This is a genomic window from Sphingomonas molluscorum (genome assembly GCF_039522995.1).
GTDB classification, from domain to species: domain Bacteria; phylum Pseudomonadota; class Alphaproteobacteria; order Sphingomonadales; family Sphingomonadaceae; genus Sphingomonas; species Sphingomonas molluscorum.
In genome coordinates, this window is sequence record NZ_BAAAEL010000015.1 from 23,656 (window position 1) to 50,097 (window position 26,442).

Annotated in this window: 24 protein-coding genes and 1 tRNA gene; 14 read left to right on the forward strand and 11 right to left on the reverse strand. The window is 69.1% G+C overall.

Translation table 11 applies throughout. From position 1 onward, the window contains the following. Positions 1-93 precede the first annotated feature (93 nt). The gene (locus ABDZ92_RS14400) at positions 94-1,320 is read left to right on the forward strand and encodes an SPOR domain-containing protein (protein ID WP_125962282.1); all 1,227 of its coding nucleotides are present in this window, start codon (positions 94-96) and stop codon (positions 1,318-1,320) included. Between the two features lie 13 nt (positions 1,321-1,333). Here the strand turns inward: ABDZ92_RS14400 and ABDZ92_RS14405 are convergent, their stop codons facing one another. The 5 genes from ABDZ92_RS14405 to ABDZ92_RS14425 all read right to left on the reverse strand — a co-directional run bounded on the left by ABDZ92_RS14405 (position 1,334) and on the right by ABDZ92_RS14425 (position 5,911). Then, on the reverse strand, positions 1,334-2,551 hold the full coding sequence (locus ABDZ92_RS14405; protein ID WP_343763577.1) for a dihydroorotase: 1,218 nt from the start codon (positions 2,549-2,551) through the stop codon (positions 1,334-1,336). Next, positions 2,548-3,537 carry an aspartate carbamoyltransferase catalytic subunit gene (locus ABDZ92_RS14410; RefSeq protein WP_125962280.1) on the reverse strand — a complete coding sequence of 330 codons (990 nt, stop codon included), beginning with the start codon at positions 3,535-3,537 and terminating at the stop codon, positions 2,548-2,550. Before ABDZ92_RS14410 ends, ABDZ92_RS14405 begins: the two co-directional genes overlap by 4 nt. 206 nt (positions 3,538-3,743) lie before the next feature. Beyond that, positions 3,744-4,292: a hypothetical protein gene (locus ABDZ92_RS14415; protein WP_125962279.1), complete on the reverse strand. Its 549-nt coding sequence runs from the start codon at positions 4,290-4,292 to the stop codon at positions 3,744-3,746. A gap of 51 nt (positions 4,293-4,343) precedes the next feature. Next, the gene (ruvX, locus tag ABDZ92_RS14420; RefSeq protein ID WP_125962278.1) at positions 4,344-4,805 is read right to left on the reverse strand and encodes a Holliday junction resolvase RuvX; all 462 of its coding nucleotides are present in this window, start codon (positions 4,803-4,805) and stop codon (positions 4,344-4,346) included. Further along, a complete protein-coding gene (locus tag ABDZ92_RS14425) occupies positions 4,802-5,911 on the reverse strand; it encodes a DUF3089 domain-containing protein (RefSeq protein WP_125962277.1) in 1,110 nt (369 codons plus the stop codon). The genes ruvX and ABDZ92_RS14425 overlap by 4 nt, the downstream gene beginning before the upstream one ends. A 152-nt stretch (positions 5,912-6,063) precedes the next feature. Here ABDZ92_RS14425 and gatC point away from each other — a divergent pair, with 152 nt between their 5' ends. The 4 genes from gatC to ABDZ92_RS14445 all read left to right on the forward strand — a co-directional run bounded on the left by gatC (position 6,064) and on the right by ABDZ92_RS14445 (position 10,769). After that, positions 6,064-6,351: an Asp-tRNA(Asn)/Glu-tRNA(Gln) amidotransferase subunit GatC gene (gene gatC, locus ABDZ92_RS14430; RefSeq protein WP_125962276.1), complete on the forward strand. Its 288-nt coding sequence runs from the start codon at positions 6,064-6,066 to the stop codon at positions 6,349-6,351. Further along, complete coding sequence (gene gatA / locus ABDZ92_RS14435) at positions 6,351-7,835, forward strand: Asp-tRNA(Asn)/Glu-tRNA(Gln) amidotransferase subunit GatA (RefSeq protein ID WP_125962275.1); 1,485 nt, start codon at positions 6,351-6,353, stop codon at positions 7,833-7,835. Before gatC ends, gatA begins: the two co-directional genes overlap by 1 nt. Before the next feature lie 169 nt (positions 7,836-8,004). Beyond that, positions 8,005-9,507 carry an Asp-tRNA(Asn)/Glu-tRNA(Gln) amidotransferase subunit GatB gene (gatB, locus tag ABDZ92_RS14440; RefSeq protein WP_125962274.1) on the forward strand — a complete coding sequence of 501 codons (1,503 nt, stop codon included), beginning with the start codon at positions 8,005-8,007 and terminating at the stop codon, positions 9,505-9,507. 341 nt (positions 9,508-9,848) lie between these two features. Continuing rightward, positions 9,849-10,769: an oxygenase MpaB family protein gene (locus ABDZ92_RS14445; RefSeq protein WP_125962273.1), complete on the forward strand. Its 921-nt coding sequence runs from the start codon at positions 9,849-9,851 to the stop codon at positions 10,767-10,769. A 20-nt stretch (positions 10,770-10,789) separates the two neighbouring features. Here the strand turns inward: ABDZ92_RS14445 and ABDZ92_RS14450 are convergent, their stop codons facing one another. Continuing rightward, positions 10,790-11,008 carry a hypothetical protein gene (locus tag ABDZ92_RS14450; protein WP_125962272.1) on the reverse strand — a complete coding sequence of 73 codons (219 nt, stop codon included), beginning with the start codon at positions 11,006-11,008 and terminating at the stop codon, positions 10,790-10,792. An 11-nt stretch (positions 11,009-11,019) separates the two neighbouring features. Next, on the reverse strand, positions 11,020-11,253 hold the full coding sequence (locus ABDZ92_RS14455; RefSeq protein WP_129340580.1) for a hypothetical protein: 234 nt from the start codon (positions 11,251-11,253) through the stop codon (positions 11,020-11,022). 113 nt (positions 11,254-11,366) lie between these two features. Between ABDZ92_RS14455 and ABDZ92_RS14460 the strand changes: the two genes are divergently transcribed. From ABDZ92_RS14460 to ABDZ92_RS14495, 8 genes are all read left to right on the forward strand, one after another. After that, positions 11,367-11,451: transfer RNA gene (locus ABDZ92_RS14460), tRNA-Leu, on the forward strand. Positions 11,452-11,520: 69 nt separating this feature from the next. After that, complete coding sequence (gene tig, locus ABDZ92_RS14465; RefSeq protein ID WP_125960450.1) at positions 11,521-13,182, forward strand: trigger factor; 1,662 nt, start codon at positions 11,521-11,523, stop codon at positions 13,180-13,182. 197 nt (positions 13,183-13,379) lie between these two features. Continuing rightward, complete coding sequence (locus tag ABDZ92_RS14470; protein WP_125960449.1) at positions 13,380-14,123, forward strand: dienelactone hydrolase family protein; 744 nt, start codon at positions 13,380-13,382, stop codon at positions 14,121-14,123. Positions 14,124-14,158: 35 nt separating this feature from the next. Beyond that, the gene (locus ABDZ92_RS14475; protein WP_241211807.1) at positions 14,159-14,566 is read left to right on the forward strand and encodes a hypothetical protein; all 408 of its coding nucleotides are present in this window, start codon (positions 14,159-14,161) and stop codon (positions 14,564-14,566) included. 105 nt (positions 14,567-14,671) lie between these two features. Then, entirely contained in the window at positions 14,672-15,589 is a 918-nt protein-coding gene (locus ABDZ92_RS14480; protein WP_125960448.1) for a glycosyltransferase family 2 protein, read from the forward strand. Between the two features lie 89 nt (positions 15,590-15,678). Next, positions 15,679-16,305 carry an ATP-dependent Clp endopeptidase proteolytic subunit ClpP gene (clpP, locus tag ABDZ92_RS14485; protein WP_125960447.1) on the forward strand — a complete coding sequence of 209 codons (627 nt, stop codon included), beginning with the start codon at positions 15,679-15,681 and terminating at the stop codon, positions 16,303-16,305. Between the two features lie 144 nt (positions 16,306-16,449). Further along, the gene (clpX, locus tag ABDZ92_RS14490; protein WP_125960446.1) at positions 16,450-17,715 is read left to right on the forward strand and encodes an ATP-dependent Clp protease ATP-binding subunit ClpX; all 1,266 of its coding nucleotides are present in this window, start codon (positions 16,450-16,452) and stop codon (positions 17,713-17,715) included. A gap of 111 nt (positions 17,716-17,826) precedes the next feature. Then, positions 17,827-18,303, forward strand: coding sequence for a DUF2141 domain-containing protein (locus tag ABDZ92_RS14495; protein ID WP_125960445.1), 477 nt, complete (start codon positions 17,827-17,829; stop codon positions 18,301-18,303). 54 nt (positions 18,304-18,357) lie between these two features. On the opposite strand, the gene ABDZ92_RS14500 is transcribed toward ABDZ92_RS14495, so the two are convergent. The 3 genes from ABDZ92_RS14500 to ABDZ92_RS14510 form a co-directional block, all read right to left on the reverse strand. Beyond that, a complete protein-coding gene (locus tag ABDZ92_RS14500; RefSeq protein WP_125960444.1) occupies positions 18,358-19,827 on the reverse strand; it encodes a PQQ-dependent sugar dehydrogenase in 1,470 nt (489 codons plus the stop codon). Between the two features lie 77 nt (positions 19,828-19,904). Further along, positions 19,905-23,363, reverse strand: coding sequence for a transcription-repair coupling factor (mfd, locus tag ABDZ92_RS14505; protein ID WP_125960443.1), 3,459 nt, complete (start codon positions 23,361-23,363; stop codon positions 19,905-19,907). A gap of 53 nt (positions 23,364-23,416) precedes the next feature. Further along, positions 23,417-23,683: an FAD assembly factor SdhE gene (locus tag ABDZ92_RS14510; protein WP_125960442.1), complete on the reverse strand. Its 267-nt coding sequence runs from the start codon at positions 23,681-23,683 to the stop codon at positions 23,417-23,419. A gap of 106 nt (positions 23,684-23,789) precedes the next feature. Between ABDZ92_RS14510 and recG the strand changes: the two genes are divergently transcribed. Beyond that, on the forward strand, positions 23,790-25,850 hold the full coding sequence (gene recG, locus ABDZ92_RS14515) for an ATP-dependent DNA helicase RecG (protein ID WP_125960441.1): 2,061 nt from the start codon (positions 23,790-23,792) through the stop codon (positions 25,848-25,850). On the opposite strand, the gene ABDZ92_RS14520 is transcribed toward recG, so the two are convergent. Beyond that, positions 25,802-26,188 carry a PilZ domain-containing protein gene (locus tag ABDZ92_RS14520; RefSeq protein WP_125960440.1) on the reverse strand — a complete coding sequence of 129 codons (387 nt, stop codon included), beginning with the start codon at positions 26,186-26,188 and terminating at the stop codon, positions 25,802-25,804. The genes recG and ABDZ92_RS14520 overlap by 49 nt on opposite strands. Between the last annotated feature and the right edge of the window lie 254 nt (positions 26,189-26,442).

Here is a 26,442-nt window from a genome sequence, read left to right on the forward strand (position 1 = left end):
ATTAACCCAATCTTATCCGGAAACGGGACAGGTTGCGCGTGCAATCAAGGGACCGGGAATGGGTGACGTGCAGGCGGCTGGGGCAGGGGTGGAATGCTGAGGAGCCGTGCCCTGTTTTCCGTGGGCGCGTCCGCCCTGTTGCTGGGTGCCGGATGCAGCACCAGCGGCTCCGGCGACCTCCCCGTGGCGAGCGACGCTGCAGGGGCGCGCAGCCAATCGCGGATCGACAAGCTCGTCAACAAGGCGGAGGTCGCGATCGCGGAGCATCGCGGCTCGGCTGCCGTGAAATACGCCGAGCAGCTGGTGGCGCTGTCGCCTTCCGATCCCGCCCACCGTGCGCTGCTGGCACATGCCTATCTGCAGGCGGGACGCTTCGCCTCGGCCGCGCAGGCGGCGGGCGACGCGCTGGCGCTCGACCCGCGCGATCCGCGTGCGGCGCTCGACCTCGCGCTCGCACAGACGGCACTCGGCGACTGGACCGCGGCGCGGGCGACGCTTGCCACTTATGCGGAAGTTCTGAGGCCGGCGGATCGCGGGCTGGCGCTGGCGCTGGCAGGGGATCCGATCGGCGGGGCGGTGCTGATCGGCGAGGAAGCGCGCGGCGCCGCGGCGAGCGCGACCGCCCGGCAGAACCTGGCACTGGCGCTCGCGCTTGGCGGGCGCTGGGCGGAGGCGCGTGCCGTAGCGGCCGTCGACCTGACCGGCGACGAGCTCGAGCGGCGAATGCGCGAGTGGATGGCGTTCGTGCAGCCGACGACCTCCTCGCAGCAGGTGGCGACCCTGCTGGGTACCGAGGCGGTGGCCGATCCGGGGCAGCCGCTGGCGCTCGCGTTGGTGCGCCCGGTTGCGGCGGCACCGGTGGCAGTGGCGCAGGCGCCGGTGTCGGTCGAGGCGGAACCCGCCGACGCAGCGCCCATCGGGGGCGTCCGCTTCGCACCGCGCCAGGAGATCGTGCAATCGATCGCAGCGCGCGTGGCGGTTGCGCAGGATGCAGCGCCACGGATCGAAGCGGCCGCGCCCGCGCGGGGACGCTATTACGTGCAGCTCGGCGCGCATGAGGACGCGGCCGTGGCAAGAGATGCCTGGGAGACGGCGCGGCGTCGCTATCGGGCGCTGGCAGGGCTCACCCCGTCCGGCGTGGAGGCGCGGGTCGGCGAGGGCCGCTTCTATCGCCTGTCGGTGGGCGGCTTTGCCCAGCCCGAGGCGGTCTCGCTGTGCGAGCGGCTGCGCGCGCAGGGCGGGCGCTGCTTCGTCCGCGCGGAGGCGGGCGACCGGGTAGCCGCCTGGGCCGCGCGCGAGCGGCAGGTCGCCGCCCGCTGACCGGCGGGCCGCTTCAGAGGAAGCGGCCGCCCTTCATGACCTTCAATGCCTTGCCCTGTACGGGCAGGCCGTCGAACGGCGTGTTGCCGGCCTTGGCCGCCATGCGCTCGGCGGAGATCAGCCAGGGTGCGTCGGCATCGGCGATCAGCAGGTCGGCGGGATTGCCGGCCGCGAGCCTGCCGGTGTCGATGCCGAGCACGCGCGCCGGATTGACGGCGAGCAGCGCGAACAGGCGATCGAGCGTGAGCACCTCGTCGCGGACCAGCCCGAGGCCAAAGGCGAGCAGCGTCTCGGCACCGGCCATGCCTTCGCTCGAATCGGTGAAGGGCAGGCGCTTTTCCTCCGGCCCGCGCGGGTCGTGGCCCGAGCACAGCACGTCCACCGTCCCGTCGCGAACCGCCGCGAGTGCGGCCTGCCGGTCCTCTTCCGACCGCAACGGCGGCGAGAGATGGGCAAAGGTGCGATAGTCGTTGAGCGTGTTGTCGGAGAGCAGCAGGTGCGCGGGCGTGATGCCGCAGGTGACCGGCAGCCCGCGTGCCTTGGCGCGGCGGACGAGGTCGAAGCCGGCGGCGGTGGTGACCTGGCGGAAGTGGAGCGCGGCGCCGGTCTCCTCGACGAGCATCAGGTCGCGGGCGATCGCCAGCGCCTCGGCCATCGACGGGGCGGCCGGCAGGCCCAGCCGGCTGGCGGTCTCGCCTTCGGTGGCGACAGCACCCTCGGCGAGGCCGCCGTCCTCGGCATGGGCGATGACCGTCAGGCCGCAGTCGCGGGCGTAGCGCAGCACCTTGCGCATCACGCCGGAGTTGCCGATCCAACGGCGGCCGGTCGCAACCGCACGCGCGCCCGCGCTGGCGTTGATCGCCATCTCGGCGAGGTCGGTGCCCTGGAGGCCGCGCGTGGCGGCGGCGATCGGGTGGATCCAGAGGTCGGGCTTGCCCGCCTTGGCGGCGCGCTCGACGATGCCGGGATCGTCCAGCACCGGAGACTGGTCGGGCATGAGCCCGACGCGGACGATGCCGCCGGCACGGAACGCGGCGGGGTCCACCGCGAACACGCCGAGGTCGACGATGCCGGGGGCGAGCAGCTTTCCGCGCACGTCGATGCGCTCGGCACCTTCGGGGATGGCGACGTCGCCCACTGCCGAGATGCGATCGCCCTCGACCAGCAGCGTGCCGATGGAGACGCCGTTGGTGGGGCAGACGAGCGTCGCGTTGACGAAGGCGAGGGTCATGCCCAGCCCTCCACGCCGCGCGAGCGCCGGGTGAGCACGTCCAGGCACGCCATGCGGACGGCGACGCCCATCTCGACCTGTTCGGTGATGGCCGAGCGTTCCAGGTCGTCGGCCACCTCGGAGGTGATCTCCACGCCGCGGTTCATGGGACCGGGGTGCATCACCAACGCGCCGGGCGCCGCGCGCTTCAGCCGTTCGGAGGTGAGGCCGTAGCGCATGTGATACTCGCGGGTGGAAGGAATGAAGCCGCCGTTCATGCGCTCGTTCTGGAGGCGGAGCATCATCACGACCTCGGCGCCTTCGAGCGCGGCGTCGAAGTCGGTGAAGGGGGTCACGCCCATGCGCTCGATCTCCGCCGGCATCAGGGTCGAGGGGGCGACCACGCGCACTTCGGCAGCCAGCGTGGTGAGCGCCAGGATATTGGAGCGGGCAACGCGGCTGTGGAGGATGTCGCCGCAGATCACGACCTTGCGGTGGGCGATGGCGCCGGTGCGGCGGCGGATGGTGAGTGCGTCGAGCAGCGCCTGCGTCGGATGCTCGTGCCAGCCATCGCCGGCGTTGAGCACGGGGCAGTCGACCTTGCCGGCGATCAGCTTGACTGCGCCCGAAGCGGAGTGGCGGATGACGATCACGTCGGCGCGCATCGCGTTCAACGTCACCGCCGTGTCGATCAGCGTCTCGCCCTTCTTCACGCTCGACTGGGCCGCGTGCATGTTGACGACGTCGGCGCCCAGCCGCTTGCCCGCGATCTCGAACGACAAGAGCGTGCGCGTCGAGTTCTCGAAAAAGGCGTTGATCTGGGTGATGCCGTCCAGCCGCCGGTCGCTCTGAGCGCGGCTGCGGTTGGCCTCCACCCATTGTTCCGCCTCGTCGAGCAGGAACAGGATCTCGTGGGGCTGGAGACCTTCGATGCCGGTCAGGTGGCGGTGCGGAAACACGGCGCCCCCGGGGATCTGGGCGGCGGGGCTGTGATCGGAAATGTGCATCGAGGGGATCGCCTAATCCCCGCGGCGGACACGCGCAAGGCGTGCAGGGCCATCGGTCAGCTAGGCTGGACCAACGTATCCTGTTCCGTTCGCCTCGAGCAGGCGTCGAGCTTGTCGAGACGGCGTGTCGAGAGGTCGCGCACGCCGCCCCTCTCGATACGCGCTCTCGACAAGCTCGATCCCTACTCGAGGCGAACGGGGGAGGTTCAGGCGAGGCGCAGCTGCGGGCGGCGGCCGAACACCGACGGCGCACCGGCCGTGAGCGCGAGGTAGAGCGCCATCAGGCCGGTGAACCACATCGCGTCGTTGCGGGCGAGCATCCAAACGATCGCGGGGGTGAAGTTCTCCGTCCCGCCCAGCACCATCGCGGTGAGGTAGGTCACGACTTCATAGGCGACGAACGCGCCTGCGATCGCGGCGACCATGCGTGCGAGCGACAGCGTGCCGGTGGAGCCGCGCACCGCATGGGCGACGCCGAAGCCGGCGAGCGTGCTCACCGCGATCGCGACCCCGCGCAGGATCGTCATCGGGTCGGTCGGATAGCCGAGGAAGCCGAAGCCGATGATCTGGTTGAGCAGCCAGGCGCCCAGCACCGCCATGATGCCGGCGCGACGCGAGAGCGTGAGCGCCGACGCCGCGGCAAGCGCCGCGAACGGCGTCATGCAGGCGAGCGCGAAGCTGCCAAGGACGGCGGCGCCGTCGATGGCGACGAGCCAGCTGAGGTCGCGGGCGGAGCTGCTGCTGCGGGAAGCCATTGGTATCATCCTGTCTGTGTCCGCCGCCCATAGCGCAGGGGCGGGCGCGCGTCAGCTGTTCACCAGCGCGTCGATTGCGGCCTGCAAAATATGCGCGGCGGCCATTTTGTCCACTGCCTCGGCGCGCTTGGCGCGGCTCATGTCCTGTTCGATCAGCACGCGCTCGACCGCAACGGTCGACCAGCGCTCGTCCCACAGCAGGATCGGCTGGCCCAGGTCGTCGAGGTTGCGGGCAAAGGCCCGGGTCGACTGGGTGCGCGGCGAATCGCTGCCGTCCAGGTTTAGCGGCAGGCCGATGACGAGGCCGACCGTCTGGCGCTCCGCGATCAGCGCGACCAGCGCAGCCTTGTCCTTGGTGAACTTGGTGCGGCGGATCAGCACGGCCGGGCTCGCAAAGCTCCAGCCGGCGTCGCAGGCGGCGGTGCCGATCGTCTTGGTGCCGACGTCCAGGCCGAGGAGGCGGCCGCCATCGGGAAGCGCTGCGCGGAACGCGGCGGAGTCAGTGGTGATCATTGCGCCTTCCACGCCTTCAGGCGGCGCGCGGCGTCGGCGCGCACGCTGCCCCAGAACAGGCTGTAGTCATAGACGTGATAGTTGTTGCCCGGCAGCACGTAACTGCCGACGTCCGGCGGGCTTGCGCCGATCAGCAGGAAGCCGCGCCCGTCGCAGCGCGCCGCCACGCGGCCGGGTTCCAGCGTCGCGTTGGTGAGGTTGGCGTTCGGGAACAGCGTGCCCAGGTTCGCGCTTGCCGGCGCGTCCGCCCCCGGCGTGCCGGTGATCGGGTTGGTGCAGATGAGCGGCGTGCCCTTGCGCGAGGCACCGGTGAAGCCGTTGGTCGCATCGAAGGTGTCGGTGATCAGGCGCGGATCGGCGGGCTCGGCAAAGGCCTGCCACGACAGGATACAGCCGGGCTGGTCGGCCGCGGTGCATTCGGGCAGGCCGAGTGCCGGCAGGTCGGCGGTGCGCGACACCGGCCAGCCCACGACATAGGCGGCGACGATGCGGCGGGCGAGCGGCTTGCCTGCGACCCGATCGTGCAGGAGCCGGGTGAGGTGCAGAGAGCCCTGGCTATGCCCGGCAAGCACGATCGGACGGTTCGGGTCGACCTGGCTGAGGAACGAATCGAACGCCTGCAGCACGTCGGCATAGGCGAGGTCGAGCGCGCGCTCGGCATCGCTCACGGTCGTCAGGAATGCGCCGAACGTCGCCTGGCGATAGCGGGGTGCCCAAACCTCGCCCATCTCGTTGAAGGCGCTTGCCTGGCCGCGCAGGAACAGGGCAGCGCGCGCATTCGCCTCTTCGTCGGCGAGCGGCGCATTCCACTGGTTCTTGCGGAGGTAGGAGGTCGGGTGGATGAAGAACACCGCTGCCTCGGCACGCTCCGGCACGCCCATGCCGGGCGGCGTCCAGCGCGCCGGGTCGTTCGGCGTGCCCGGCCGCGCGAGCCACATGTCGGGATTGGCATAGGCCGCGGGCGCAGCCGCCGGCTGTTCCGCGAAGCGCGCGCTCGGCACCATGCTCCAGCGCAGGAGTTCCGCGCCGAACATCCGAAATGCAAAGGTGCCGCCGAGCGCGAGCATGACCAGAATTGCCACTCCGTAGAGGAATTTGCGCGCCACGCGGGCTCTCCGTTGTGCAGTGCAGCATCGAGGAGGTCGACGCAACCGGCTTCCCGTGCGGCAAGCATGCGCATTACGCAACCGTCGGGCCATATGGCGCAGAGGCCGCCGCCCGCTTGTGGCGGGGGTGCGGGGATGCTAGCCGCGGACCCATGTCCGTAGACACTGCAACCGTGAAGCGCGTGGCGAGCCTCGCGCGCATCGCCATCACCGATGCCGAGGCGGAGCGCCTGGCGCCCGAGCTCGGCAACATCCTGGGCTGGATCGAGCAACTGGGGGAGGTGGATACCTCTGCCGTCGAGCCGATGACCGCCGTCATCCCGAACACGCTGCGCCTGCGCGAAGACGTCGTCACCGACGGCAACGTGCGCGACGCGGTGCTCGCCAACGCCCCCCAGGCCGAACACGGCTTTTTCACCGTGCCCAAGGTGATCGAATAGTGACCGAGCTTACCGACCTGACCGTCGCTGGTATCCGCGACGGCGTGCGCTCCGGCGCCTTCTCCGCGCGCGAAGTCGCCGACGCATTCGTGACCGCGGTGTCGCGCGCCAAGGATCTGAACGCCTTCCTGGTGGAGACGCCCGACCACGCGCTCGCCGCCGCCAAGCAGGCGGACGACGCGCGTGCGGCCGGCGAGACGCTGAAGCCCCTGGCCGGCGTGCCGATCGGCATGAAGGACCTGTTCTGCACCAAGGGTGTGACGTCCACCGCTGCGAGCCACATCCTAGAGGGCTTCACGCCGACCTACGAGTCGACGGTGTCGCAGCGGCTGTGGGACGCGGGCGCCGGCATGCTCGGCAAGCTCAACATGGACCAGTTCGCGATGGGCTCGTCCAACGAGACCTCGGCGTTCGGCAACGTGATCTCGCCGTGGCGGCGGGGCGGCGGCGACAATGCCCCGCTCGCGCCCGGCGGCTCCTCTGGCGGCAGCTCGTCGGCGATCGCGGCGCGGCTGTGCCCGGCGGCGACCGGCACCGACACCGGCGGCTCGATCCGTCAGCCCGCCGCCTTCACCGGCATCAGCGGCATCAAGCCGACCTATGGCCGCTGCTCGCGCTGGGGCGTGATCGCGTTTGCCTCGTCGCTCGACCAGGCGGGGCCGATGGCGCGCGACGTGCGCGACTGCGCGATCATGCTGGAGGCGATGTCGGGCTTCGACGTGAAGGATTCGACCTCGCTCGACCTGGCCGTGCCGAAGTGGGAGGCGGGGCTTTCGTCCAACCTCGCCGGCAAGCGCGTGGGCATTCCCAAGGAATATCGCGTCGACAACATGCCGGCCGAGATCGAGGCGCTGTGGCAGCAGGGCATCGACTGGCTGAAGGACGCGGGCGCCGAGATCGTCGAGGTGTCGCTGCCGCACACCAAATACGCGCTGCCGGCCTATTACATCATCGCGCCGGCGGAGGCGTCGTCCAACCTCGCGCGCTATGACGGCGTTCGCTATGGCCAGCGCGAGCTGCCCGAGGGCGCCAACCTGCAGGACATGTACGCCGCCACGCGCGCCGCCGGCTTCGGCGACGAGGTGAAGCGCCGCATCATGATCGGCACCTATGTGCTGTCGGCCGGCTTCTACGACGCCTATTACACCCAGGCGCAGAAGGTGCGGACGCTGATCGCGCAGGACTTCGAGAAGGCATGGGCGCAGTGCGACCTGCTGCTCACCCCGACGGCGCCGTCGGCGGCGTTCGCGCTGGGCGAGAAGTCGGACGATCCCATCGCCATGTACCTCAACGACGTCTTCACCGTGCCGTCGTCGCTCGCCGGCCTGCCGGCGATGAGCGTGCCGGGCGGGCTGGACGCGGGCGGCCTGCCGCTCGGCCTCCAGGTGATCGGCAAGCCACTCGACGAGCAAGGCGTGCTGAACGCCGGCCTCGCCATCGAGGAGCGCGCCGGCTTCACCGCACGTCCCGAGGCTTGGTGGTAGGACATGTTCTGGATCGAACTTGCAGGAGCGATCATCGACGCAGTCGCTGATCGCCTCCTGTTTCGATCCGAACGTCCCGCTAAGCGGCGCAAGATCAAGCTGGGTACGCCCGCTAGGAAGCGGAAGGCGCATCCACTGTTCAAACGAACTCTGACTGGACAGACGCAGAATGACTGAGTCCACCTACCGCATCCGTGGCGCCACCGGCGACTGGGAGGTCGTGATCGGCCTGGAGGTTCACGCCCAGGTCACCTCCAAGGCGAAGCTCTTTTCGGGCGCCGCCACCGAATTCGGCGCGGAGCCGAATACGCAGGTGTCGCTGGTCGACGCGGCCATGCCCGGCATGCTGCCGACGCCCAACAAGGAGTGCATCCGCCAGGCGGTGCGCACCGGCATGGCGATCGACGCGCAGATCAACAAATGGTCGCGGTTCGACCGCAAGAACTATTTCTACGCCGATCTGCCGCAGGGCTATCAGATCAGTCAGCTCTACCACCCGTTGGTTGGCGAGGGCCGGTTGCTGATCAGCCTGGACGAGAAGGATCCGGACGCCGAGACCAAGGAGATCGGCATCGAGCGCATCCACGTCGAGCAGGACGCGGGCAAGCTGATGCACGACCAGCATCCGACGCGCTCCTATGTCGACCTCAACCGCTCGGGCGTGGCGCTGATGGAGATCGTCAGCCGCCCGGACATGCGCTCGCCCGCCGAGGCCGGCGCCTATGTCCGCAAGCTGCGCACGATCCTGCGCTATGTCGGCTCGTGCGACGGCAACATGGAGGAAGGCTCCATGCGCGCCGACGTGAACGTCAGCGTGCGCAAGCCCGGCGAGCCGTTCGGCACGCGGACCGAGACCAAGAACGTCAACTCCGTGCGCTTCGTCATGGCGGCGATCGAGTATGAGGCGAAGCGCCAGGTGGAGGTGCTGGAGGATGGCGGCCGCATCGTCCAGGAGACGCGGCTGTTCGATCCCGACAAGGGCGTGACCCGTTCGATGCGGTCCAAGGAAGACGCGCACGACTATCGCTACTTCCCGGACCCGGACCTGTTGCCCCTGGTGCTGGACGACACGTTCCTGGAGGAATGCCGCCAGTCGCTGCCGGAGCTGCCGGACGCCAAGCGCCAGCGCTATGAACAGGCGCTGGGCCTGTCCGCCTACAACGCCGCGGTGTTGACCGCAGAGGCGGAGACGGCGCGCTGGTTCGAGGCGCTGTTGGCCGAAAGCGCGCTGGTCCAGAAGAAGAGCGAGAGCGAGGTCGCCAAGGCCGCGGCGAACTGGCTGATCTCCGACCTGTTCGGTGCGCTCAATCGCCTGGGCAAGGACATCGGCGAGAGCCCGGTGACCCCTGCGCAGGGCGCCGAGCTGCTGGGCCTGGTCGCCGACGGCACCATCTCCAACACGCTGGGCAAGCAGGTGTTCGAGATCATGCTGGAGACCGGCGAAGGGGCCGGCACGATCGTCGAGGAGCGCGGGCTCAAGCAGACCAGCGACACCGGCGCGATCGAGGCGGTGATCGCCGAGGTGATGGAGAAGAACGCCGACAAGGTCGCCGACTATCGCGGCGGCAAGGACAAGCTGTTCGGCTTCTTCGTCGGCCAGACGATGAAGGCGATGGGCGGAAAGGCCAATCCGGCGGTGGTGAACGAGCTGCTGAAGAAGACGCTGGGGTAAGGCGCTTCGGAGGGGCGGGGGAGCTTCCCCCCGCCACTCTTGTACCCGGGCGAAGGCCGGGGCCCAGTTGGGGGACGCGTGAGAGCGCGTACGCATCCGATCCATCCTCGTACTCCCGCGCACGCGGGAATCCAGGGCCAAGCAGAACAACGGGTGCCGGCGTTCGGAACCCTGGGCTCCCGCCTTCGCGGGAGCACAAAGGTGGCAGAGAGGGCGGCCTTCACCCCCGTCCCCCAACTGGGCCCCGGCCTTCGCCGGGGTACAGGTTGCGTCTGGGGACGGCCCAGCTGCCGATCCGGGTGCCTGGGAACCTCGCGCAGCATCTGCGCGTCGGTACACGCATGACTGCCGCCGCTCTCTCGCTTCCCATGCCGCTCCAGCGCCGTCTGGAGCGCGAAAGTGCGTCGCTGTTCGCAGGCGACGGCATGCCGCACATCGACTTCAGCCGGCCGGCCGGGGAGCCCGCGCTTGCCGCCGCCGACTCGGTGTCCTGGCGCGTGTTCAAGAACCCGGTGTCGCTGTTCATCGGCGGCGTGGCGGCGGTGCTGCTCGAACTCGGCGAGCCGCGCGTGCGGTCCGGCGTCTGGGAGCACAGCAGCTTTCGCAGCGATCCGGTGACGCGCCTGCGCCGCACCGGGCTTGCCGCGATGGTCACGGTCTATGCGCCCGCCAGCGTCGCCGAGGCGATGATCGCCGGGGTGGGACGCCAGCACGCCCGCGTGCGCGGCACGACGCGGGAGGGCCATGCCTATGCGGCGATGGATCCCGAGCTGCTCGACTGGGTGCAGGCGACCGCCTCGTACGGCTTCCTGATGGCCTACCACCGCTTCGTCCAACCGCTGGACGCAGCCGAGCGCGACCGCTTCTGGCGGGAAGCGCAGCCGGGCGCGCGCCTGTTCGGCGCCACCGGCACCGCGGACAGCGAGGCCGGCTGGGACGCCATGCTCGAGGCCATGCTGCCCAAGCTGCGTGCCGCGCCGGAGATCCGCGAGTTCCTGACGATCATGCGGGACGCGCCGGCGTTCCCGCGTGCGCTGCGTCCGATGCAGCGGCTGCTGCTGCGCGCCGCCGTCGATCTGCTGCCAGCGAGTGCGCGGGAGGTTCTGGAGCTTGGGCCGGAAGCCGGCCTGCCGCGCGGCGGTGCGCGGCTGGTGCGGGCTGCGGGCATGGGGGCGGATCGGCTGGTGATCCGCAGCGCACCACCCGCGCAGGCATGCCGCAGAATGGGTCTGCCCGCGGAGTGGCTGTACCGCGCCGCCTGAGCGACGCGGTACCCGGCCGATTACTGCTGCGTCAGGTCCTGGTTCTTGACCACGCCGCCGGTGCCGGCGGTGCCGGCGAACTCGCCCGGCGGGTCGAGCGGGGAGGTGGTGCCGACCTTGGACCCGAGCCGCTCGACGTCGTCCGAACGGGCCTGCACGGCCTGCTCGATGTCGGTGCGGGTGTCGTTGTCCGCTGCCGGATCACTGTCGGGGTGGGGGCTGCGTTCGCGATCGCTCATGAAACTCTCCTTTACGCGTGCATGATCGGCTGGCCGGGGGCCGGCGTGATCACCGGGTCGGCGCCCGGACTGGGATAGTCGATGTCCGGACCCGGCGGGCTGATCTCCGGCGGGGGCGCCGAAGGCTGGCCGGGCTCGGCGGGCTGCGGCGGCGCCTCCGGCTGGGGCGCGTCGGGCGCAGCCGGGTTGCCGGGTGGGGGCGGTGCCTCCGGTGGGGCGGCCGGGATGGGGGGCTCTACGGGCATGGTGTCTCTCCTTGGACGCGCATTGAACGCGCCAGGGAGGCCCGCGGTTGCCACGACGCTTGCTCCAGCCTGTGTGGCTGCTATAGACGCCGCCGTGCCGGCGGTGTCCGCTCGCGGGCGTGGCGGAACTGGTAGACGCGCTGGATTTAGGTTCCAGTATCGAAAGATGTGGGGGTTCGACTCCCTTCGCCCGCACCAGCTTCGCTCTCGCAAGCGAAGCTTGTAGGACACCGTGATCCCGATCCTATTGGACGAAAGCTGTCGAGAATGCAGACTGTCGAGACGTTGAACGAGGGTTTGAAGCGGGCCTACACGCTCACCATCACCGCGGCCGAAATCGACGCCAAGGTCGATGCCGAGGTGAAGCGCGTGTCGCCGCAGATCCGCATGCCCGGCTTCCGTCCCGGCAAGGTTCCCGCGAACCTGGTGCGCAAGATGCACGGCCCCGCGCTCACGCAGGAAGCGCTCAACACCTCGATCCAGGAAGGCGTGCAGACGCTGCTTTCCGAGCAGAAGCTGCGCCCCGCGCTGCAGCCGCAGGTGTCGCTGGACGAAGGCTTCGAGCCGGGCAAGGACGCGGTCGTCAAGGTCGAGATGGAAGTGCTCCCGGACGTGCCGGCACCCGCCATCGAGGGCATCAAGCTCGAGCGTCTGACCGTTCCGGCCGACGAATCGGCGATCGACGAGCGCATCCAGCAGCTCGCCAGCCAGAACAAGCGCCACGAAGATGCGCCGGAAGGCCATGAGGCTGCGACGGGCGACCTGGTCGTCATGGACTTCGCCGGCAAGGTCGACGGCGTGGCCTTCGAGGGCGGCACCGGCGAGGGCATGTCGATCGAGATCGGCTCGGGCCGCCTGATCCCGGGCTTCGAAGACCAGCTCGTCGGCATCAAGAAGGGTGACGAGAAGACCATCGAGGTCACCTTCCCCGAGGATTACGGCGTCGACACGCTCAAGGGCAAGCCGGCGACCTTCGACCTCAAGGTCACCGACGTCCGCGTGCCGGCCGGCGAGACCGTGGCGGACGACGAGTTCGCCAAGGCGCTGGGCCTGGAGAGCCTGGAGCAGCTGCGCGGCATCCTGAAGGATCAGGCCGGCCAGGAGCTCAACAACCTCACCCGCACCCACATGAAGCGCAAGCTGCTCGACCAGCTCGCTGCCGACCACGACTTCGAGGTTCCGCCCTCGATGGTCGAAGCCGAGTTCAACCAGATCTGGGCGCAGCTCCAGCACGAGGCGACCCATGAGGCCGACCCCGAGGCGGCGATGGCCGAGCTGGAGAACGAGCGCGAGGATTACCGCGCGATCGCGGTCCGCCGCGTCCGCCTGGGCCTGCTGCTGTCGGAGATCGGCCAGGCGAACGGCGTCGAGGTCAGCCAGCAGGAAATGCAGCGCCTGATCCTGCAGGCAGCGCAGCAGTATTCGCCGCAGGACCGTGAGCGCTTCATCCAGTACGTCCAGCAGGAGCCGATGGCGGCCGCCCAGCTGCGCGCGCCGCTGTATGAGGACAAGGTCGTCGACTTCCTGTTCGACAAGGCCGAGATCACCGACCGCGAAGTGACCCGCGAGGAGCTGGAAGCCGCGATCGAGAGCGAGGACGGGTTCGCCAGCGGCACCCACGTCCACAACCATGATCACGACCATGACCATGACCACGCGCATGGCCACGACCACGATCATGCGCACGATCACGACCACGGCACCGAAGAAGCGGCTGCCGAGCCGGTGAAGCCGAAGCGCAAGTCGACCAAGAAGGCCGAAGCCGCTGACATCGAGCCGGCCGCCGCCGACGCCGAGGCAGCTCCTGCCGCGCCGAAGAAGAAGGCTGCGACCAAGAAGGCTGCCAAGGAAGAAGGCGCTTCGGACGAGGCCGGCGAGGCCGCACCGAAGAAGAAGGCCGCCAAGAAGAAGGCCGACGACGCTGCCTAAGCGCGCGTCCGACCGGATCATGGAAGGGCTGCAGGTCGACCGCGACCTGCAGCCCTTTTCTTTTGGCGGGACCGGCGGCGGTACGAAAGGCGAGGGGCGCGTCGGCTCGCTTCGCAGGTGCAGTTGCGGGTGCGCTGTTCCAGCGCGGTGCTTAGGCTTTATGGGCACTGTCCCCGGGACGTCATGAGGATGAGCGGATGATCTTGCGCAGCGACGAGACTCAGGATGTGGAGGTGCCCGGCAGCGGCGCGATGCGGATGCATCTGTTCCGCCCGGCGATCGAGGGGCGCTTCCCGGGCGTGCTCCTGTTCTCCGAGATCTACCAGGTCACCGCGCCCATCCGTCGGCTCGCGGCGATGATCGCCGGCAACGGCTATGTCGTGGCGGTGCCGGAGGTCTATCACGAGTATGAGCCTGCCGGGACGGTCCTGACCTACGACCCTGCGGGCACGGACCGCGGCAACGCGCTCAAATTTACCAAGCCCGTCGCCGCCTATGACGCCGATGCAAAGGCTGCGGTGACGGCACTCCTCCAGAACCCGGCATGCAACGGCCGGGTGGGGACCTTCGGCGTGTGCCTTGGCGGGCATCTCGCCTATCGCGCCGCGCTCGATCCGCGCGTGTCGGCGGCGGCCTGTTTCTACCCCACCGACATCCATTCCGGGACGCTGGGCGAGGGCCGGTCGGACGACAGCCTGGCGCGCATGGCCGAGCTGAAGGCGGCCGTGATGTTCGTGTGGGGCCGACAGGATCCGCACGTGCCTTTTGCAGGCAGGGAGGCGATCCGCCAGCGCCTGGAAGAAGTCGGCGCCGCCTATGAATGGCACGAAGTCAACGCACAGCACGCGTTCCTGCGCGACGAGGGCCCGCGCTACGATCCCGCGCTGTTCCTGCAGACGATGGGGCTGACGCTGGCATTCTACCGGCGCACCCTGGGATGAACCGTGCGGCGGGGTCGACAGCACAGGGGAAGCGGATGTTGCAGAGGATTGGCCTGACGGTCGCACTCCTGCTGGCGGGCTGTGACGGCGCGCACAACCCTTCCCCGAGCGAAAAGGCCGGCGCGGTGCCGACGCCCGCACCTCCGAGCCCAACTGGATCTTCTCGGCCCGCACTCGAGCCTCTTCCGGATACGCCCACCGCCGCGCCTGCGCCGGACGCGCCGCTGCCGCCGGAGGTGGTCGCGTTCCGCGAACGCCGCGACGAGTGCGATCACTTCCGCGGGGAGGACCCGTATGACGAGGAACGCGCGGCCTTCCTGAGCGAGGCGCTGACACGAACCTGCACGGGCACAGACGCCGAGCTGAAAGCATTGCGGGCGCGATATGCGGGCGACCCGCGGGTCCTGGCTGCGCTGGCCGAGTATGAGGACGAGGCCGAATAGCCGCATCGCACGCCTTCCCAGACCGGGCACTCCTCCCTTTTCTGCTGGCGGAGGCGGGGCGGGATGGGTAGTCGCGGGCGCAGTCCAGACGCTACCGGAAGCTGCATGAAGATCGCCGTCCTGCTGCCCTGCTACAATGAAGAGGCTGCGATCGCGCAGACGGTGGCGGGTTTTCGCGAGGCGCTGCCGGACGCGACGATCTACGTCTACGACAACAACAGCCGCGATCGCACCGTGACGGTCGCGCGCGAGGCGGGGGCGGTCGTCTGCTCCGAGCGCATCCAGGGCAAGGGCGCCGTCGTGCGCCGCATGTTCGCCGACATCGAGGCCGACGTTTATGTGATGGCGGACGGTGACGCGACCTATGACGCCAGCGTCGCGCCGGCGATGGTCGCGCAGCTCGTCGGCGAGCAGCTCGACATGATCGTCGGCTCGCGGGTCGAGCAGCACCAGGCCGCCTATCGCCGCGGGCACCGGTTCGGAAACCGCGCCATGACCGGCATTCTCGCCCGCCTGTTCGGGCGCAGCTTCACCGACATCTTTTCCGGCTACCGCGTCTTCTCGCGCCGTTTCGTGAAGAGCTTCCCGTCGCTGTCCGGCGGGTTCGAGATCGAGACCGAGATCAGCGTCCATGCGCTCGAGCTCAAGATGCCGGTCGCCGAGGTCGAGACCTGCTATTTCGCGCGGCCGGAGGGGTCGCATTCCAAGCTCAGCACCTATCGCGACGGCTGGCGGATCGCGCGGACGATCGCGACGCTCTATCGGTTCGAGCGGCCGCTGTGGTTCTTTGGCGCGGTGGGCCTCCTCCTCGCGGCCGTCGCGCTGCTGCTGGCGGTGCCGCTGGTGGTCACCTATCTACAGACCGGCCTCGTGCCGCGCTTCCCGACCGCGATCCTGGTGACGGGCCTGATGATCCTCGCCTTCCTGTGCGGATTCTCGGGGCTGATCCTCGACACGGTGGTGCGCGGGCGGGTGGAGGTGCGGCGGCTGGCCTATCTGGCGCATCCGGCCCCCGGCAACTGACGTCCCGCCGCGGATCGCACCTCGCGGCCCTTGCGCCGGGCGATCCGAGCGCCGATGTTGTGTTTCGAACCTTACCAAGCGGGAACCCAATGCAGGACATCCACGACGCCCTCGTCCCCATCGTCATCGAACAGTCGAGCCGCGGCGAGCGCAGCTTCGACATCTATTCGCGCCTGCTGCGCGAGCGGATCGTGTTCGTGACCGGTGGCGTCGAGGATCACATGGCGTCGCTCATCACCGCCCAGCTGCTCTTCCTCGAGTCCGAGAACCCGAAGAAGGACATCTGGATGTACATCAACTCGCCGGGTGGCGTGGTGACCGCCGGCATGGCGATCCACGACACCATGCAGTACATCCGTCCGCGCGTCGGCACGGTGTGCATCGGACAGGCGGCGTCGATGGGCAGCTTCCTGCTCGCCAGCGGCGAGCCGGGGATGCGCGTCGCGCTCACCAACGCGCGCATCATGGTCCACCAGCCGTCGGGCGGCGCCCAGGGCATGGCCTCGGACATCGAGATCCAGGCCAAGGAGATCCTGCGCATCCGTCGCCGGATGAACGACCTGTACGCCAAGTACACGGGCAAGCCGCTGGAGGAGATCGAGCGGGCGATGGATCGCGATACCTTCCTGGAGGCGGAAGAGGCCAAGGCGTTCGGCCTGGTCGACCAGGTGTTCGACAAGCGCCCGGCCCCGACCGAGGAAGCGCCTGCGGCCTGATCCGCGGCTGGAACATGCCCGCGCCTGAATCCGGCGGCGCGGGCAACATCCTGATAACCCACGTGTTTTATGGATTGCCGGACCGGTGCCCGAGTGTAGACTGTCGGGCGGTGTAACGCGCCTAGGTGCGCGGGAGAGAAGTGAATGACCAAGCTCAGCGGCGGTGACTCCAAGAGCACGCTCTATTGCTCCTTCTGCGGCAAGAGCCAGCATGAGGTGCGCAAGCTCATCGCCGGCCCCACCGTGTTCATCTGCGATGAGTGCGTGGAGCTGTGCAACGACATCATCCGGGAGGAGACGAAGTCTGCTCTGGTGTCGAAGAAGGACGGTGGCGTCCCCACGCCGCAGGAGATCTGCGACGTGCTGGACGACTATGTCATCGGGCAGAAGCAGGCCAAGCGCGTGCTTTCGGTGGCCGTCCACAACCACTACAAGCGCCTGAACCACGGCCAGAAGGGCGCCGACGTAGAACTGGCGAAGTCGAACATCCTGCTCGTCGGCCCCACCGGCTGCGGCAAGACGCTGCTCGCCCAGACGCTGGCGCGCATCCTCGACGTTCCGTTCACCATGGCGGACGCGACCACGCTGACCGAGGCCGGCTATGTCGGCGAGGACGTCGAGAACATCATCCTCAAGCTGCTCCAGGCATCCGACTACAACGTCGAGCGGGCGCAGCGCGGCATCGTCTACATCGACGAGATCGACAAGATCAGCCGCAAGGCCGAGAACCCGTCGATCACGCGCGACGTGTCGGGTGAGGGCGTGCAGCAGGCGCTGCTCAAGCTGATGGAAGGGACCACCGCGTCCGTTCCGCCGCAGGGTGGCCGCAAGCATCCGCAGCAGGAATTCCTGCAGGTGGACACGACCAACATCCTGTTCATCTGCGGCGGCGCGTTCTCGGGCCTGGAGAAGATCATCGGCGACCGCCTGCAGGGCAAGTCGATCGGCTTCGGCGCCTATGTGGCCGCTCCCGAGGAGCGCCGCACCGGCGAGGTGCTGCGCCAGACCGAGCCGGAGGATCTGCTCAAGTTCGGCCTGATCCCCGAGTTCGTCGGCCGTCTGCCGGTGATCGCGACGCTCGAGGACCTGGACATCGACGCGCTGGTCAAGATCCTGACCGAGCCGAAGAACGCGCTGGTCAAGCAGTACCAGAAGCTGTTCGACATGGAAGGCGTCCGCCTGGGCTTCAACGACGACGCGCTGGTCGCGGTGTCGAAGAAGGCGATCGATCGCAAGACCGGTGCCCGTGGCCTGCGCTCGATCCTGGAGGGCATTCTGCTCGACACGATGTTCGACCTGCCCGGCATGGACGGCGTCGACGAGGTGGTGGTCGACAAGGACGTGATCGAGGGCCGCAAGGAACCGGTCCGCGTCTATGCGGAAAAGCAGAAGGCGGGAGACGCCGCCTGATCGGCGGCGCGCCCTAGCCAGAACCACGAAACGGGCGCCCGCAACGGCGCCCGTTTCTGCTTTGGGGCTGCGGATAGGGGGGCCGCGGCTGCAAGAACGGAGAATTGGAAGATGAACGCGACAATCGCGACGCTGCTCGGCGGGGCGCTGCTGGCCGCCGCCCCTGCGTCCGCACAGGCGGCCGATCCGGGCGCCTGCACCGCTGCGACGCAGACCCGGCTGATGGTGACGGTGCGCGGCCTCAAGAACAGCACCGGCAAGGTCCGTGTCCAACTCTACGACGGCGCCGGCTTCCTGAAGAAGGGCCGCTGGCTGGGCCGCGTCGAGGCACCCGCGCGCGAGGGAGCGACCATCTGCATCGCCGTGCCGCGCGCCGGCGACTATGCCGTGGCGGTCCGCCACGACGCGAACGGCAACGGCAAGTCCGACTGGAACGACGGCGGCGGCTTCTCCCGCGATCCCAAGCTGTCGCTGATGCGCCTGGAGCCGGACTTCGCCAAGGTGGTGATCCCGGTGCGCTCGGGCGAGAACCGCGTGGCGGTGACGATGAACTATCGCCGCGGGCTGAGCATCGGGCCGGTCAAATAGAGCTCGATCCCGCACCCACCTCGGAGAGCTGTCCGAGGTGGGCGCGAGACTCTGCTAATCGGCCTGCCGCACGCGGAATACGTCACCGCCAGCATCGACTACGTACAGTTCGCCCTGCAGGTCCTCACCGAAGAGGGCGGGGTGGCCAAGGGTACCCTGGTCCGGTGCAAAGTCCGCCGTACGGCGTTCCAGCGCCGCTGCCCCGAGCGTGATTCCGGCAACAATCTTCGATCGCGGGACCGAGAACACGATCCCGCTCTTGTCCGCAAAGACATATTGATCCCGGAGCGAGGCGACGGACCCGCGATATACGTAGCCGCCGACGACCCCGCCGCCCTCAGGCCGCGTGTACTCGATCGCCGGATCGATCGCGTCCTTGGGAGCCGGCGGGAGGACTACGCTCGTGCCCTCCTTCGCGGGCCAGCCGTAGTTGCCGGCGTTTGCGGTCGAGACGAGATTGATCTCTTCCTTTCCGGTTTCGCCCCGATCCGCCACGAGGAGCAGGCCGCTGGTGAAGCTGGCGCCACGAGGATTGCGGAAGCCCTTCGCGATCCTGGTGGCAACGTAGTACTTGGGCGAGGCCCCAGCGTATGGGTCGGGGTTGTTATCGACCCGGAGGAGCTTGCCGAGAATGGAGGTGTCGCTTTGTGCAGTTCCAGCGGGATCGCGACTGCCGCCTCCGTCGGAGGTGACGACATAGAGCTTTCCGTCCGGTCCAAACACCATGGAAGCGGCATAGTTGTTGGTCGGTTCGTGTACCTCGGCTGCTACCGAAAGGACGGCCTCGCCGCAGGACGGTGAGAGGAACGTCCCTTGACGGCGACAGGCGGTGATCAAGACACGTCCCTCCCACCCGCTGAACACCGCGTAAAAGCGTCCATCGCTCGCGTAATTTGGCGAGACTGCAATCGCCTGGAGACCGCGCTCGCCTTCGGTGTCGACGGAGAGCGTCAGGAAAAGCGTCTTCTGGCCAGTCGCAGGATCCAGCGTGTAGATAGCGCCGCCGCGTTCAGCGACGAACAGCGATGTACTACCGGGAACTGGAACGATGGCGACGGGATCCACGAAGCCTGTAGCCACGCGTGTGAGTGCGATGCCTTCCTTGCTGTTCGTGACGCTGACCCGCAGGTCGAGGGTCGTGCGGGCCTGCCCGTCGCTGACCTGGAGTTGCACTTCATAGACGTTGTCGGCGTTCGCATCGGCCGGCAGGTCGTAGTTGGGCGCGGCAACGAACTTCAGCGTGGCTCCCGACAGGACGAACGCGGCGGCATCAGCCCCGCCCGAGATCGTGAAGGTGAGCGCGCTTCCTTCCGAATCCGTCGCTGCCGCCGTGTAGGTGAAGTCGGAGCTGTTTTCGACGACGTTTGCGGTTGCCGCCGAGGTGAACGCGGGCGCCTTGTTAGGAGGTGGTGGTGCCGGCGACGCGGAATCATCAATGCCGCAAGAACTCAGCATCAGCGCACCCGCGACGGCACCGCCCGCGAGCAGCCAAGAGCGCATCGCGCTCGTCTTCCAGACTTCCATTATCCCCCCCGAGATTATCTCGTCTGGCGAGGATAGGAGCCAGTCAGATCGGTGCGCAAGCGATTTGCAGCGGCACCTTACCCCGCCGCCTTCGCCAGCCCGCGCGACAGCTGCAGCGCGCCATGGAGGCGCGAACGCGGGTCGGGCCAGGCGCGGGAGATGGCGAGCTTCATGTCGGGGCGCAGCTTCGCAGCGCCGCCCAGGCGGTCGACATAGGCGAGGAGGTTGGGGACGTTGGGGAAATTGTCCTCGTGGAAGGTGACGATCGCGCCGCGCGCGCCGACGTCGATCTTGGCGATGCACGCGCGCTTGGCGTTGAGCTTGGTCTCGATGAGTTTGAGCAGGTTCTCGGTCGCCTCGGGCAGCTTGCCGAAGCGGTCGATCAGCTCGGCGGCGAAGGCGTCGATGCCGGCGCGGTCGTCCACGTCGTTGAGGCGACGGTACAGGCCCATGCGCAGGTCGAGGTCGGGGACATAGTCCTCCGGGATCAGGATCGGCGCGTCGACGGTGATCGAGGGTGAGAACTCCTTGGGCTTGTCCTCGCGCAGGCCGCCGGCCTTGGCGTCGAGGATCGCCTCCTCCAGCATCGACTGGTAGAGTTCGTAGCCGACTTCCTTGATGTGGCCCGACTGCTCGTCGCCCAGCAGGTTGCCGGCGCCGCGGATGTCGAGGTCGTGGCTGGCAAGCTGGAAGCCGGCGCCCAGCGACTCCAGGTCCGACAGCACCTTCAGCCGCTTGGTCGCGGCCTCGGTCATCTGCCGCTCGGGCGCGGTGTTCATATAGGCATAGGCACGCGTCTTGGCGCGGCCGACGCGCCCGCGCAGCTGGTAGAGCTGGGCCAGGCCGAACTTGTCGGCGCGGTTGATGACGAGCGTGTTGGCGGAGGGAATATCGAGGCCGCTTTCGACGATGGTGGTCGACACCAGCACGTCGTAGCGCTTGTCGTAGAAGGCGGACATGCGCTCCTCGACCTCGCTCGGGCTCATCTGGCCGTGGGCGACGACGTAGCGGATCTCGGGCACGTCCTCGCGCAGAAACTTCTCGATGTCGGGCAGGTCGGCGATGCGCGGCGTCACGAAATAGGCCTGGCCACCGCGATAGTGCTCGCGCAGCAACGCCTCGCGGATCACCACCGGATCCCAGGGCATGACATAGGTTCGCACCGCCAGGCGATCGACCGGCGGGGTCTGGATCACCGACAGCTCGCGCAGTCCCGACATCGCCATCTGCAGCGTGCGCGGGATCGGCGTCGCGGTCAGCGTCAGCATGTGGACGTCGGCCTTCAGCGCCTTCAGCCGCTCCTTGTGGGTGACGCCGAAGCGCTGCTCCTCGTCGACGATGACGAGCCCCAGCCGCTTGAAGTCGATGGTCTTGGACAGCACCGCGTGGGTCCCGACGATCACGTCGACGGTGCCATCGGCCAGGCCTTCCTTGACCCGCTTGGCCTCGGCGGCGGGAACCAGGCGGGAGAGGCGGCCGACGTTGATCGGAAAGCCCTCGAACCGCTGGGTGAAGTTCATGTGGTGCTGGCGCGCGAGCAGCGTGGTGGGGCACACCACCGCGACCTGCATGCCGGCCATCGCCGCCACGAACGCTGCGCGCAGTGCGACCTCGGTCTTGCCGAAGCCGACGTCGCCGACGACCAGCCGGTCCATCGGCGTGCCGGCGCCCAGATCGTCGAGCACGTCGCCGATCGCGCGGTCCTGGTCCTCGGTCTCCTGGTACGGGAAGCGGTCGACAAAGGCGGGATAGCCGCTGGGATCGGGCTCGGCGACGTCGGCCGGGCGGAGCGCGCGCTTGGCGGCGGTGAGGATAAGCTCGCCCGCGATCGCCTGGATACGCTCCTTCATGCGGCTCTTGCGCCGCTGCCACGCCTCGCCGCCCAGCTTGTCGAGCGTCGCACCCTCCTCGCCCGATCCGTAGCGGGAGAGGACTTCCAGGTTCTCGACCGGCACGTAAAGCTTGTCGCCGCCTGAGTAGCTCAGCGCCACGCAGTCGTGCGGCGCGCGCGACACCGGGATCTGGGTCAGCCCCTCATAGCGGCCGATGCCATGCTCGGTATGCACCACCAGATCGCCCGGCGAGAGCGTCGCCAGTTCCTGCAGAAAGGCGTCGGTGTTCTTGCGCCGCTTGGCCCGCCGGACCAGCCGGTCGCCCAGCATGTCCTGCTCGGTCAGCACCGCGACATTGGGCGCGGTGAAGCCGTGGTCGAGCGGCAGGACGATCAGCGTCGGCCCGCGCTCGGCCGCACCCAGCGCCTCCTGCCAGCCATCGGCGGCGATCGCACCCTTGAGGCCATGATCCGCGAGCAGCCCGGTCAGCCGCTCGCGCGCACCCGGCGAATAGCTGGCGAGGATCGCCTTGCGGCCCTCGCGCTTGAGCTTGGCGAGGTGCGCGACCACCGCCTCATAGACGTTGTTGCCGGCGGTACGCTCGGGCGCGAAGTCGCGGGGGCCGTCGACGCCGAAGTCGAGCACGGTCGCGCTTTCCGGCTCGTGAAACGGCGTCACCTGATGCGCGGCCGCCTCGTCGAGCCGGCGCGTCCATTCCTCATTGTTGAGGTAGAGCTGGTTGGGGAGCAGCGGGCGGTAGCTGCCGGGATCGGCCGACTGCGCGCGCGCGCGGTTGGCGTGATAGTCGGTGATGCCCTCGAACCGTGCCTCGGCGGCGCCGGGCGTGCCCGCGTCGCGCACGATCACCGCGTCGGCGGGCAGGTGCTCGAACAGCGTTTCCAGCCGCTCCTCGAACAGCGGAAGCCAATGCTCCATGCCCGACAGGCGGCGGCCGTCGGAGATCGCCTGGTAGAGCGGGTCGCCGGTCGCGGTCGCGCCGAAGGTCTCGCGATAGCGGGCGCGGAAGCGCTTGACGCTTTCCTCGTCGAGCAGCGCCTCGGAGGCCGGGAGCAGGGTGAAGCCGTCGATGCGGCCGCTGGTACGCTGGTCGGCGGGGTCGAAGGTGCGGACGCTTTCGATCTCGTCGCCGAAGAAGTCGAGCCGCAGCCCCTGTTCGGCGCCCGAGGGGAAAAGGTCGACCAGCCCGCCGCGGACCGCGAACTCACCCGCGTCGTGGACCGTCTCGACCCGGACATAGCCGTTGCCCTGGAGCAGCTCGGCAAGCCGATCGAGCGAGATGCGCTCGCCCGGCGCCAACCGCGCCACCAGCTGGCGGATGCGGAACGGGGTCAGCACCCGCTGGGTGACGGCGTTGACGGTGGTCACCAGCAGGCGCGGCGCCTTGGCCGGGGTCTGAAGCGCGTGGAGCGTGGCCAGCCGCTCGGACATGGCGCGCAGCGTCGGGGAGGCGCGGTCGTAGGGGAGGCAGTCCCACGCCGGGAAGCTCAGTACCTCCAGCTCGGGCGCGAAGAAGGGCGCAGTCGCCGCCACCGCGCGCATCGCCGCCTCGTCCGGGGCCACATAGACCACCCCGCCGGCGCTTCCCCGCGCCAGATCGGCGAGCAGGCTGGGCAGGAACCCCGCCGGCACGCCCGAAAGCGTGAGCGGGCGGCTGGCGGACAGGATGGTCTGGAGATCGGGCATGTCGGGCGCGGGCGTTCCGTTCGGTCTGGGACGTGGGAAGGCGGGATGGCCCTTCAGCGGGCGATCGGCACGTAGTTCAGGGTCTTGAGCGCGGCCATCACCGTGCCCCCGAACTGCGGCGGCACCGGCTGGGTTCCCATCGCCCAGGCCATGATGTCGACGTCCTGCTCCTCCAGGAAGGTTTCGAACCACGCGATCTCCTGGTCGCTCCAGCCTTGCCCGTGCGCGTCGAAGAAGCCGCCGATCATCAGGTCGGCTTCCTTGGTGCCGCGGTGCCAGGCGCGGAAGCGCAGGCGCTTGAGACGGGTTTCGCGGTCCATGGGATCTCCAACGGCAAGGAGCCGGCGGACGCGAACGGCCGTCGGCGAGTCAGTGCGACGCCGCTTCCCGACACGGGCCGAAACGCGGTAGGGGCAGCAGATAGTCATGCGTCCCCAACTTCTCAATCCGCTGTTCGCCGAGGTCACCGCTCTGAAGGGTGTCGGTGCCGCCATGGCCAAGCCGCTCGACCGGCTGGGCCTGTCGCGCGTGATCGACGTCGCCTTTCACCTGCCGAGCGGCTGGGTCGACCGGCTGCCGCGCGACACGCTCGACATGGCGGACGCGGGGCGGATCATCGCGATCACGCTGACGCCGACCGACTATCGGCTGAGCGCGGGGCGGGGGCCCACGCGGGTGCAGGCGCAGGATGCGGCCGGCAATGTCGTCAGCCTCGTGTATTTCGGCGGCAATGCCGGCTGGGTGAAGAAGCTGCTGCCGCTCGGCGAACCCAAGCGGGTGTCGGGCAAGCTCGAGACCTATGGCCAATCACTCCAGATCGTCCACCCCGATCAGGTGCTGCCGCTGGAGGAAGCGAGTGGCCTGCCGGAGCGCGAGGCGGTGTACCCGCTGTCGGAAGGGCTCACCTCGCGGCGGGTCGCGGGGCTGGTCGAGCAGGCGATCGAGCGGGCGCCCGAACTGCCGGAATGGATAGAGCCGAGCCTGCGTTCCACCCGCGGCTGGCCGAGCTGGCGCGAGGCGCTGGCTCGCATCCACGCCGACCCGGCCGATGCCAAGGCGCGCCAGCGGCTCGCCTATGACGAGGTATTCGCCAACCAGCTCGCGCTGCTGCTGGTGCGGGGCGAGGCGCGGGCGAAGCGCGGCCGGCCGCTGACCGGCGACGGCAGCGTGCGCGCGCGGCTGCAGCTGCCCTATGCGCCGACCGGCGCGCAGGCGCGGACGATCGCGGAAATCGAGGGCGACCTGGCGCAGGTGCAGCCGATGCTGCGGCTGCTCCAGGGCGACGTGGGCTCCGGCAAGACGCTGGTGGCGATCATGGCGCTGCTGATCGCGGTGGAGGCGGGGGCGCAGGGCGCACTGCTCGCCCCGACCGAGATCCTGGCGCGACAGCATGGCGAGACGCTGACCCGGCTGCTCCAGCCGATCGGCGTGAATGTCGCCGTGCTGACCGGCCGCGACAAGGGGCGCGCGCGCGAGGCGACGCTGATGGGGCTGGCCGACGGCTCGATCGACATCCTGGTCGGCACGCACGCGATCTTCCAGGAAGGTGTCGGCTATCGCGACCTGGGGCTGGTGGTGGTGGACGAGCAGCACCGCTTCGGCGTCGCCCAGCGGATGATGCTCCAGGCGAAGGCGCAGCGCCCGCCGCACCTCTTGGTGATGACCGCTACCCCGATCCCGCGCACCCTGACGCTCGCGCAATATGGCGAGATGGACGTCAGCCGCCTGGACGAGATGCCGCCCGGCCGCGAGCCGATCGAGACGCGCGTCGTTTCGGAGGATCGGCTGGACGAGGTGGTCGACGCGCTCGCGCGCCACCTGTCGAACGGCGGGCAGGCGTACTGGGTGTGCCCGCTGGTCGAGGAGAGCGAGAAGAGCGACCTCGCCGCCGCCGAGGCGCGCGCGGAGGGCCTGCGCCAGCGGTTCGGCGAGAAGGTCGGGCTCGTCCACGGACGCATGAAGGCGCCCGAAAAGGACGCGGCGATGGCCGATTTCCAGGCGGCGCGCACCGGCGTGCTGGTGGCGACCACGGTGATCGAAGTCGGTGTCGATGTACCCAACGCGACGCTGATCGTGATCGAGGCGGCGGACCGCTTCGGCCTCGCCCAGCTCCACCAGCTGCGCGGGCGCGTGGGACGGGGCGGGGGGACCTCGCGGTGCCTGCTGCTGCGCGGCAATGCGCTCAGCGAAACCTCCCGCGCGCGACTGGCGCTGATGCGCGAGAGCAACGACGGCTTCCGCATCGCCGAGGAAGACCTGCGGCTGCGCGGCGCGGGCGAGATCCTGGGTACCCGCCAGTCGGGCGAGATGCAGTTCCGCCTGGCGACACCAGAGATGCTCGACGACCTGATGCCGGCCGCCAACGGCGACGCCCGGCTGCTGGTCGACCGCGACGGCGGCTTGCACGGCCCGCGCGGCGAGGCGGCGCGGCTGGCGCTCTACTTGTTCGAGCGCGATGCTGCCGTGGGACTGCTGCGCTCGGGCTGAGGATCGAAGGGCGGCAGCGGCTCCAGCACGGCGGCGAGTAGTTCGTAGTAGCTCGCGCGGTCGATCGGCAGGTCGAACACGCAGCCGAAGCGCTTGCCCTTGGCCCAACGCACGTCCGCACCCATCACGCCGACTACCGGCAGGATCAGCCGCAGCCGGTCGCCGGGCTGGAACGCCAGGTCGGTGGTCGCGGAAAGGCCGTGCGAGGAGATGTTGAGGACGCGCAGTTGCAGCGCCTCGGCCGCAGGACCGAAGCCCCGCGCCTCGAACTGTACTTCGTCGCGCACGTGCGACGGCTCGACCGCCCCCGCCGTCGTCTGCCTGAACTTCTCGTCCATGGCGCCCCCTTGCGGCGAATGGATATCAGCATTGGCGGGGATGGGGAAGGATGGATGCTCGGGCGGTACTTGGCACCGTCTCGGGGAGGTACCGCCTTTTCTCGTATCCCCGGCGACGGTTGATCTCAGTACCCCGGCGGAGTCCGGGGTCCAGTTGGGAAGGCCGTAGTGAAGGCCCGCACCCTCGCAGCCGCCCCCACCTGGGCCCCGGCCTCCGCCGGGGTACGAAGAAGGAAGGGGGCGCGCTTCGTGCT

Bases quoted from the DNA above. Each gene is read 5' to 3' on its own strand.
- ABDZ92_RS14400 (WP_125962282.1), top strand. From the start codon at position 94: ATGCTGAGGAGCCGTGCCCTGTTTTCCGTGGGCGCGTCCGCCCTGTTG.
- ABDZ92_RS14405 (WP_343763577.1), bottom strand. From the start codon at position 2,551: ATGACCCTCGCCTTCGTCAACGCGACGCTCGTCTGCCCCACCAACGGC.
- ABDZ92_RS14410 (WP_125962280.1), bottom strand. From the start codon at position 3,537: ATGCACATTTCCGATCACAGCCCCGCCGCCCAGATCCCCGGGGGCGCC.
- ABDZ92_RS14415 (WP_125962279.1), bottom strand. From the start codon at position 4,292: ATGGCTTCCCGCAGCAGCAGCTCCGCCCGCGACCTCAGCTGGCTCGTC.
- ruvX (WP_125962278.1), bottom strand. From the start codon at position 4,805: ATGATCACCACTGACTCCGCCGCGTTCCGCGCAGCGCTTCCCGATGGC.
- gatC (WP_125962276.1), top strand. From the start codon at position 6,064: ATGTCCGTAGACACTGCAACCGTGAAGCGCGTGGCGAGCCTCGCGCGC.
- gatB (WP_125962274.1), top strand. From the start codon at position 8,005: ATGACTGAGTCCACCTACCGCATCCGTGGCGCCACCGGCGACTGGGAG.
- ABDZ92_RS14445 (WP_125962273.1), top strand. From the start codon at position 9,849: ATGACTGCCGCCGCTCTCTCGCTTCCCATGCCGCTCCAGCGCCGTCTG.
- ABDZ92_RS14450 (WP_125962272.1), bottom strand. From the start codon at position 11,008: ATGAGCGATCGCGAACGCAGCCCCCACCCCGACAGTGATCCGGCAGCG.
- ABDZ92_RS14455 (WP_129340580.1), bottom strand. From the start codon at position 11,253: ATGCCCGTAGAGCCCCCCATCCCGGCCGCCCCACCGGAGGCACCGCCC.
- tig (WP_125960450.1), top strand. From the start codon at position 11,521: ATGCAGACTGTCGAGACGTTGAACGAGGGTTTGAAGCGGGCCTACACG.
- ABDZ92_RS14470 (WP_125960449.1), top strand. From the start codon at position 13,380: ATGATCTTGCGCAGCGACGAGACTCAGGATGTGGAGGTGCCCGGCAGC.
- ABDZ92_RS14475 (WP_241211807.1), top strand. From the start codon at position 14,159: ATGTTGCAGAGGATTGGCCTGACGGTCGCACTCCTGCTGGCGGGCTGT.
- ABDZ92_RS14480 (WP_125960448.1), top strand. From the start codon at position 14,672: ATGAAGATCGCCGTCCTGCTGCCCTGCTACAATGAAGAGGCTGCGATC.
- clpP (WP_125960447.1), top strand. From the start codon at position 15,679: ATGCAGGACATCCACGACGCCCTCGTCCCCATCGTCATCGAACAGTCG.
- clpX (WP_125960446.1), top strand. From the start codon at position 16,450: ATGACCAAGCTCAGCGGCGGTGACTCCAAGAGCACGCTCTATTGCTCC.
- ABDZ92_RS14495 (WP_125960445.1), top strand. From the start codon at position 17,827: ATGAACGCGACAATCGCGACGCTGCTCGGCGGGGCGCTGCTGGCCGCC.
- ABDZ92_RS14500 (WP_125960444.1), bottom strand. From the start codon at position 19,827: ATGGAAGTCTGGAAGACGAGCGCGATGCGCTCTTGGCTGCTCGCGGGC.
- mfd (WP_125960443.1), bottom strand. From the start codon at position 23,363: ATGCCCGATCTCCAGACCATCCTGTCCGCCAGCCGCCCGCTCACGCTT.
- ABDZ92_RS14510 (WP_125960442.1), bottom strand. From the start codon at position 23,683: ATGGACCGCGAAACCCGTCTCAAGCGCCTGCGCTTCCGCGCCTGGCAC.
- recG (WP_125960441.1), top strand. From the start codon at position 23,790: ATGCGTCCCCAACTTCTCAATCCGCTGTTCGCCGAGGTCACCGCTCTG.
- ABDZ92_RS14520 (WP_125960440.1), bottom strand. From the start codon at position 26,188: ATGGACGAGAAGTTCAGGCAGACGACGGCGGGGGCGGTCGAGCCGTCG.